This window comes from Chryseolinea sp. T2 (assembly GCF_037203685.1).
In the GTDB taxonomy this organism is placed as follows: Bacteria; Bacteroidota; Bacteroidia; order Cytophagales; family Cyclobacteriaceae; genus Chryseolinea.
Genome location: NZ_JBBCAU010000022.1, coordinates 1 through 7296, shown reverse-complemented (window position 1 = coordinate 7296; position 7296 = coordinate 1). Strand labels below are relative to the sequence as shown.

General features: G+C 41.8%; 6 protein-coding genes. 1 reads left to right on the top strand and 5 read right to left on the bottom strand.

The window, feature by feature from the left end:
- Positions 1–610 precede the first annotated feature (610 nt).
- Genes WBG78_RS30545 through WBG78_RS30525 form a run of 5 tightly spaced genes read right to left on the bottom strand, consistent with a single transcriptional unit; the run spans position 611 to position 5231 of the window.
- Entirely contained in the window at positions 611–1075 is a 465-nt protein-coding gene (locus tag WBG78_RS30545) for a hypothetical protein (RefSeq protein ID WP_337330344.1), read from the bottom strand.
- Between the two features lie 60 nt (positions 1076–1135).
- A complete protein-coding gene (locus WBG78_RS30540) occupies positions 1136–1639 on the bottom strand; it encodes a hypothetical protein (RefSeq protein WP_337330343.1) in 504 nt (167 codons plus the stop codon).
- A 10-nt stretch (positions 1640–1649) separates the two neighbouring features.
- Entirely contained in the window at positions 1650–2090 is a 441-nt protein-coding gene (locus WBG78_RS30535; protein WP_337330342.1) for a hypothetical protein, read from the bottom strand.
- A gap of 18 nt (positions 2091–2108) precedes the next feature.
- Positions 2109–4742 carry a hypothetical protein gene (locus WBG78_RS30530; RefSeq protein WP_337330341.1) on the bottom strand — a complete coding sequence of 878 codons (2634 nt, stop codon included), beginning with the start codon at positions 4740–4742 and terminating at the stop codon, positions 2109–2111.
- Positions 4743–4787: 45 nt separating this feature from the next.
- A complete protein-coding gene (locus tag WBG78_RS30525) occupies positions 4788–5231 on the bottom strand; it encodes a hypothetical protein (protein WP_337330340.1) in 444 nt (147 codons plus the stop codon).
- A 715-nt stretch (positions 5232–5946) separates the two neighbouring features.
- Between WBG78_RS30525 and WBG78_RS30520 the strand changes: the two genes are divergently transcribed.
- Positions 5947–7044 (top strand): hypothetical protein, encoded by a 1098-nt coding sequence (locus WBG78_RS30520; RefSeq protein WP_337330339.1) that lies wholly within the window; start codon positions 5947–5949, stop codon positions 7042–7044.
- Positions 7045–7296: the final 252 nt, after the last annotated feature.

Genomic DNA, 7296 nt, shown 5'->3' with positions numbered 1-7296 from the left:
TCTTCTTCATACGGATTTCAGTTGGTTAAATTTAAAAACTCTAATTTTAACCTGTACTAAAATCCCGGCCAGGTACCGTACGACTTCAACATTAGGGAGCTTGTCTCTGGGTTCGTCACCGACCGAAAAAACCGCAGGACAGTTATTTATCCGCTGCAATTTGTTCCAAAACTCATTTTGAAAGTTGCCCTTCGAACCATGATGTGGTACTTGGACAAGGTGGAAACAAGGCGGTCCGGTGCGAACATAAAATGCCTGGAGTCGCTTAAAAATTGCTTTGGGTGCATCGGACGTGAGCAGAATCGCCTTGTTATTGACCGTTATCTCTGAGACTGCAGAATAAATATTAAGATCCGTACTTTGGACTGCAAGTCGGCAAGGATTGCTCGTTGCTCAAATCGATTTTCTTTAAAGTCCGGTCGATCCGTCGCCTACAATAGCGCATTAAACATTGAGCAAGATTATTTCCGGATTGAAGGTTTGCTATTACGGCGGTATTAATCGCTAATTGCTTGGCGTCAATTTCCGCCTGATTGTTTTCTAAGTAGTGAGTGAAGGCCCCAACACAAGTCGCCCCTTCTGAACTTGGCATAAAGGACCACTGCCGTCGTTAATTAATTCGTAAATATAGATATAATGCAATGTTCTTCGGCCTCGTCTCTTGACCACCCACCGGCACTGTCTGTAATTTCAAAGTCCGTCCAAACGGTTCATTTGCAAAGTTTGTCTCTCCTCCGCCAGTGGGAAGTCCGGTTGTCGGTTCAAAATTTAGCGAATGATTATGTGAGCGAAATTCATCAGACTGTGGTTCTACAACATTTCTGATCTGCCAGTCAGGATCACCAGTTCCATCTCCCTTAGTCTGGAACCTGCCCATATCAAGGGATCTAATGAACATACCACGGGCATCGGGAATTGCAACGACTCCCTCATTCGCAAGTTGCGAACCCGTAATGGCTCTCCCATCCAACAAAATCCATTCGACCGAACCCTTATTATGGATGCCGAAAAATTTCTTTGGTTCTAGAATCGAGTACTTAACATCCCCGATTGCACCGTGTCCATTAATATCCATGTCGTCTATACAAATAATTAGTTGTTCTTCAAACTGCTAAGCACAATTCGAACTTGGCCTTTACGTGAGAGAAGTCGAATTCAATCTTGGGGTCCATATTCCTATGAAATTAGCAGCAATGTTCTTAGCACTTTCAAGGCTCTTACTATCTATATTTTTGGGAACGAGTCCGCCCTCCTTCCCGTTCGCCCCGAGCGTAATAACTCTCTTTTCAGGTGTTACTTTCTCGATCATTTCAATATGGCCACTCCAAATTAACCAGTCACCCACTTTCGGCTCCGAATTTGGAAGGTTACTTATGTTGTCAATGCCCTCTATGACAATAATGCCTTTTTGAATAGTCTTGGTATTTCCTCCGACTTTCCCATTTGCTAACTTCTCCGTGAGTTTTGTATACAATTCACTACTCACGCTCTTGACGCAGCTCAAAAAAAACTCGGAGCAGTCCATTTTATCGTCATCAAAGTTCAATGATCCGTCAGCAGCGCGCACATCATTTAAAGCATACTTGAATTTTTCCTTTTTGCTAATTCCTTCATTGAGAATTTGTATTGCTAGAGACATACACTTGTTTTTAGTCAATTTTTATATATAAGTACAGGGAAATATTTCTTGGTCTCGTCTCAGCGTGAGGTTGCTCCACACCCAGTGTGCTCTCAAAATGCCTTTCCTCAAGCATGACCCTGGGGTAAGCTCCACCTCCTTCCACCTTATCGGTGCCATGATAATTGGAATGAGATGACTTATGACTATGCTCACCCACCATGTCACCCTGATAATCTCCGACACTGCGGTCTGGTTCACAATCACCAGAGGCGGGGTCTCTACCAAGATTCATACTTCTTAAGAATACTCCTCTAGCGTCGGGCAATTTATCGATTCCAGCTAACTGATGCAGCGCGGATCCTGCAATCTCTGCACCATTCATCAACACCCAACCCGTCCCATTTTCTTTAACGAACAAGTTTGGTGGTAATACGGAATACTGAACACTTCCAATCATTGAGCCTTCCATAAAGATATTTCGTTTTACCTATTGCATGAAAAAAACCTCCTTGTATAATTCCGATTGTTTCTCAGAAACATTTCCAAAAAAACCTAAGTCTACTAAGGAGGTAATGATTTGCTCCTTAACGGCAAGCAGCGCGAAAAGAGAACTACTATATATCATTTGTTCTTCTAAAACAATTGTTAAGTCAGGGATCAAGAGCCGCAATTTTTCATCGGACCGCGGTTTCAGAAAAAATAAGCATAACTGTGGGTGGTCAGGATTTTCATCGTCAAAACCGAATGTCAGACGACCTTCCGCGTATTTTATAAGCATTTCATTTAGTTCCTTGAGTTTTGTCCTTTCGCTGTTCACTGAGTAAAACAAGTCGGAAAAACCGGACAGATCTTGTCTATCCACAAAAGGCTCGACCCTAGCATTTATAAAGAAAGTGGCCATGTTCTTCTGCAACGTTTCATTTAGTTTGATGGCGTTCCATACCAATTCCATTCGCTTGTTATCGCTGCCGTATAGGACCGTACTAAGAAAAGGTATTATTGTAGCTCCGGACAGTATGGACTGCTGAACTATGCTCGCATTAACAGCGTCGAGTAAATTTCTAAGCCTACTTTTACATTTGCTAAGTTTTCCTTTAATGTACTTCTGCGAGTCAATTATTTCATCAATCGTATTATACGGAGTCATTTGACCATCCCTACTGAGAATGTAAAAAATTTGCAAGGTTATATAGTACTCAACCAGCTTTGTCAAAAAATAGGTATTATAGTAGTTCTCCGTATAAGCTTCAAAATTGTAGCCGGTAGTGTCATTCACTAAATTATAACCTTTCTTGAATGTATCATACTCGTTACTTTGAGGCGGTAAAAGCAGCATGTTTTTAATCTTGTGTTCGTTCTCTACGTTGGGAAATAGTTCAATAAATAGCTGTAAAATGTTCCGATAGGCTTGGAGTTCCAATTTGGCAACATCACTAAATTTCGCGCCGGCGCCCGTCAAAATTACATCTTGCCTGATGACAAAGCTTAAGTTTGCTATACTTTCTGTTAGTGCTATTAATTCTCCAAATACTAAAACCGGCATACCGTTAATCTTATACCAGCTAACATAAAATTCTAGACCAACCGCATCCGTCACGTCTTCCTTACTTTTAACGAACGCATCAATTAAATTATACTGCTTATAGACTAAATAGTTAAGCATATCATTACTCAATTCCAGCTGCTCTTTAATATCGCCCAGCTGATTTGAAATAATTTGTAGTGATTGCATGATATTTTTATACATCTTCTGAACCAAGTCTGTAAGCTGGTCGACTTTGCGCTCGATGTCGTCAAGCCGTTCGTTGAGTTTTGTGAAACCTTCTTGCATCGCTTCGAACATCTGCTGCTCTATCGACGGCCCACCGCCAAACAATCCGCCCAGACTTCCTAATGCACCAATTAGACCGATCGGGTTTGGCGGAACTAGAGACGTCGCGATCCCAATAGCGAGTTTGGCATATCCAACAAACTTTCCGACGCTCCTTGCCGCACCCTTGAAAACACCTAGTTTTTCCATAGTAGCTGCAATAGCATCAAGCGAATTAACCGTATCGCTGGCAAAGGTTACGACACCGCTGAAAGTAGGCTTTTTTAAGGATTCAAGTTGCGTTCCGAATCCGCGCATATACTCCTCGGAGAAAATCCTACTGGCCTTTTCCTTAAATGAATCGATGGAATCAAGAATTTCAACCCCTTTTTTCACATAAGAGTTAATGACAGTAACCTGTATCAAATTCTGTGCGACAAGTTTAGCATGGTCCTTTTGCTTCTCACCGAGCTTTCGTAAATCAGGGACTGCGTCATCAACAATTCGCCGAATATCGGCCTCCAGTTTCTTAATTTTGTCCGTTCTATTTTCAATCTCTGCAGAAAGATGATTCAGTATTTGATTGACCTCAACCTCGTTATCTGCTAACTTCTCTATGTGCTTTCCTAACTCATTAAAAGACCTCTGAGCAGCATCTTTCGCACCAATCAAATGGCTACCAAAAGCTTTTGCAAATCTCTTCGTGATGTCCGCAGAATTGTCGATTATAATGGCTTGTGGATTTGTCTTAAGCAATTGTTTCGCTCCGTCAGCTATACTAGTCAGCAGCGATTTTGTCAATAGATCCTTCGGTACATATTGGGACAATGTCCCGAAGCGACGACTCAATTCCTCTTCCCCAATCTCTTTAACATTAATACCTTGTTGAGAGATGATTGACAATCCATAATTGATGACCTTATCAAAATCTGCACCTTTTGCTTTCAAATACCCAAAAATCGAGTCTTCAGTATAGCGTAGGATACCAGAAGTTAATACTGGCGCCAACATCTCGTCAACATTTTTGCCGCCTGTACTAACCCTCAATCGCCTTAGCGCATCATTTATATAAGGTCTCAATTCCTTTTTATTGACCTGCCATATCGATTCAGTCGGAAGTAGGTTAGTTAACGTGCTTTTAAGAAGCTGTTCGTACTCAAGTAAATATTTTTCTCGTGATGTTGAGTCAGTCAAAACCCTTTGGAGTTCTTTACTAGCTGGAGGCTTTGTCATTCCTTTCTTTTTAACCTCCTCCCTAGTGAGTGCAGCCAACTCTCCAGAGAAGTTTGTAATATCGATCTTCGGTAACATAGCAGATAATGGATTAGCACTGGCCTCTAATGTAAGCCAACCGACTTAATAGACTTTTATATAAACATAGACGCATATATTCTTTGGTCGAGTTTCATTACCGCCTTCATTGAAAATTGCACAAGTCTCAGGAGCATAGTTTGTCTGAGTTGCCCAATTGTTACCATCAGAACTCCAATTTCCATGTTGTAGATATATTGGAATTCGATGATTGTGCCTTTTAAAATCATCTTGTTGGAAGCTACCCACTGACCTAACATCACCATCAGGATCTCCGGTATCCCCATCTCGTCCCATGTTCATCCCCCTAAGAAAATTACCCCTTGCATCAGGCAATTGGGTCACCCCTAATGTTCCTAGCTCCCAGTTCAATTCAACCTTCTGCCCTGCCATAAGAACCCACCCAGGATGCTCCTTCTCAAATGTCGCCGGGTGGAGAATAGACATTCTAATATCTCCGAGAAAACCTTCGTCAGTTGCCTGCTTCATTTAAATAATATTATGAATATAATTCTAGTAAAAACGTCGCGACAAACTGAGAACTGCCGCCAGCGGCCAAGCTACCACGACAAGACAGCATTTTAATCATTCCTTAACGAGAGGTTCTACTAAGCTATTAACCAAACGCAAAATGAGTGCAGAATTAAAGTGTAAAGATCAGCAAAGACAACGTTTAGTATTGAACAACATCAATGGATAAACATAATGTAACCCAACTTAATCACAGGCGCACGCCTTCAATCGAAATACTCGTGCTACGAACATCTGTTTTCCAAGATTAAGTTACACGAGTCACGTGAATATTCAAAGCCTTGATATAACATTTCTATACAATCAATCTTTAAAAATTAACCTGGGTATAGCTTTGACATTTATGAGTTATGTTTATCTTCGAATGAGCTTCGTTCAGAATGCTAGTTGCATGTCATCGTAGAATCCTAGGAACACCTCCTACTAAAAATTCACAAAACTGAAAGCTCGGCTGTGGATAAATAGTTTGTCAGGTGAGACTTCGTCACTATCGGGCCTTACTTCACGTCAAGTCTCGAGAGGACGGGATTGCGTCAGAAATGAAGGTCAGTGCCGTTTTGCGTTTTATTGTGGTTGTATTTATTCAGTTTTAGCTCCGATTGGACTAACGTATGAGCAGCTCAATGAAGGCCGGTGAATCAAATTGAGGTCATATCATTTAACAAACAGATATATGAAGTACGCTTTTTTATCGCTTTTAGTTGCGGTATCTTGGCACGCACGATCAGCCCCATATCAGCTGGCTGACTCAAGTAACGCCTCGCCTGCCGAAATCAAACGAGTAGTTAACATTAGTGAGTCAAATGAACAAACATCAAGCCCAATTACCTTCCTCGACAAATTTGGTCATGCAGCAAGCTCGGTAAGGTACGGCTCGCCATTTTTTGCCCGGTTTAAAGTACCCGCGAGCAGCGCAAACCCGGCGACTCCGGCGAGAATCGATCAGAAAGAACTCCTTTTAGTGATCAACAATATGCCATTTCCAGAGTACGCTGCAAAGCAACTGTCTATCAAAAATGACTCAGCTATTGTTCTATTCACTATTGATCATCACCATGGCGAAGGATTAAACCTAGCCAAGTTTTTAGGAAGGGATCGCACGCGCCAGCAAGAAATATACATTGATGTGGCGAAACGAAACGGAGAACGACTAACTACAACATCCAGTCCAATTACAATTATATTCTTTACAAACGGAGGTCGTATTACAGTCATAGTTACTGCTGTTATATTGATTATAGCGATGCTCGTGATCGCATACAAAAGCAATTTATTAAAGGAAAAGGTTAATCCTACTGCTGTCGCCGCATTAACAGCACAACTTGCTGCCGTAGGTGCAACAAACTCCAATATCCCTGACTATCGCTGGAGTCTTGCCAAGACACAACTTGCAGTGTGGACGATAACAATAGCGATCTTGTACTTCTTGGTTTGGGTAATTAGCGAAGGCATTCCGGTGATTAACACGACCGTACTGGCCTTACTAGGAATCTCTTTCGGAACTACAGCTGCCGCCAGCCTTCAGAAATCACCGAAGACTTCCGAGCCTTCTTTAAAATCCAATTTCCTCATCGACCTTATTGACGATGGTTCCGGCCCAAGCATTCACCGATTTCAGAATGTAGTGTTCATCGCTATATTTCTGTGCATTTTTATAAGCAGCACGTACACCAAATTAGAATTTCCGGAATTTGATACAACGCAACTGTTGCTGCTTGGAATTAGCGCAGCAGGTTATGTTGGCATAAAGTTTCTTAAGGAAGGACAATAGTTGCTAGTACCTCTAAACTCGAAAAGGGACACCACTTAACACTCGATGGTTGCAATACGTCCGTATGATAATCAACGAAGGTGCGAAGTTAGCACCGGTTCTGTCTTCTCATGCCGGTCGCTAAGACAAATTGAGAGAGAACACAGTTAGGAGCGGAATTTCACGCTGTTGAAAGTGTCTTAGCCCCCTAAAATCTGCACAGAATTTTCCATTTGGTTTTGTAGTAGAGTACCGTGTTGGTCATCTGATAAG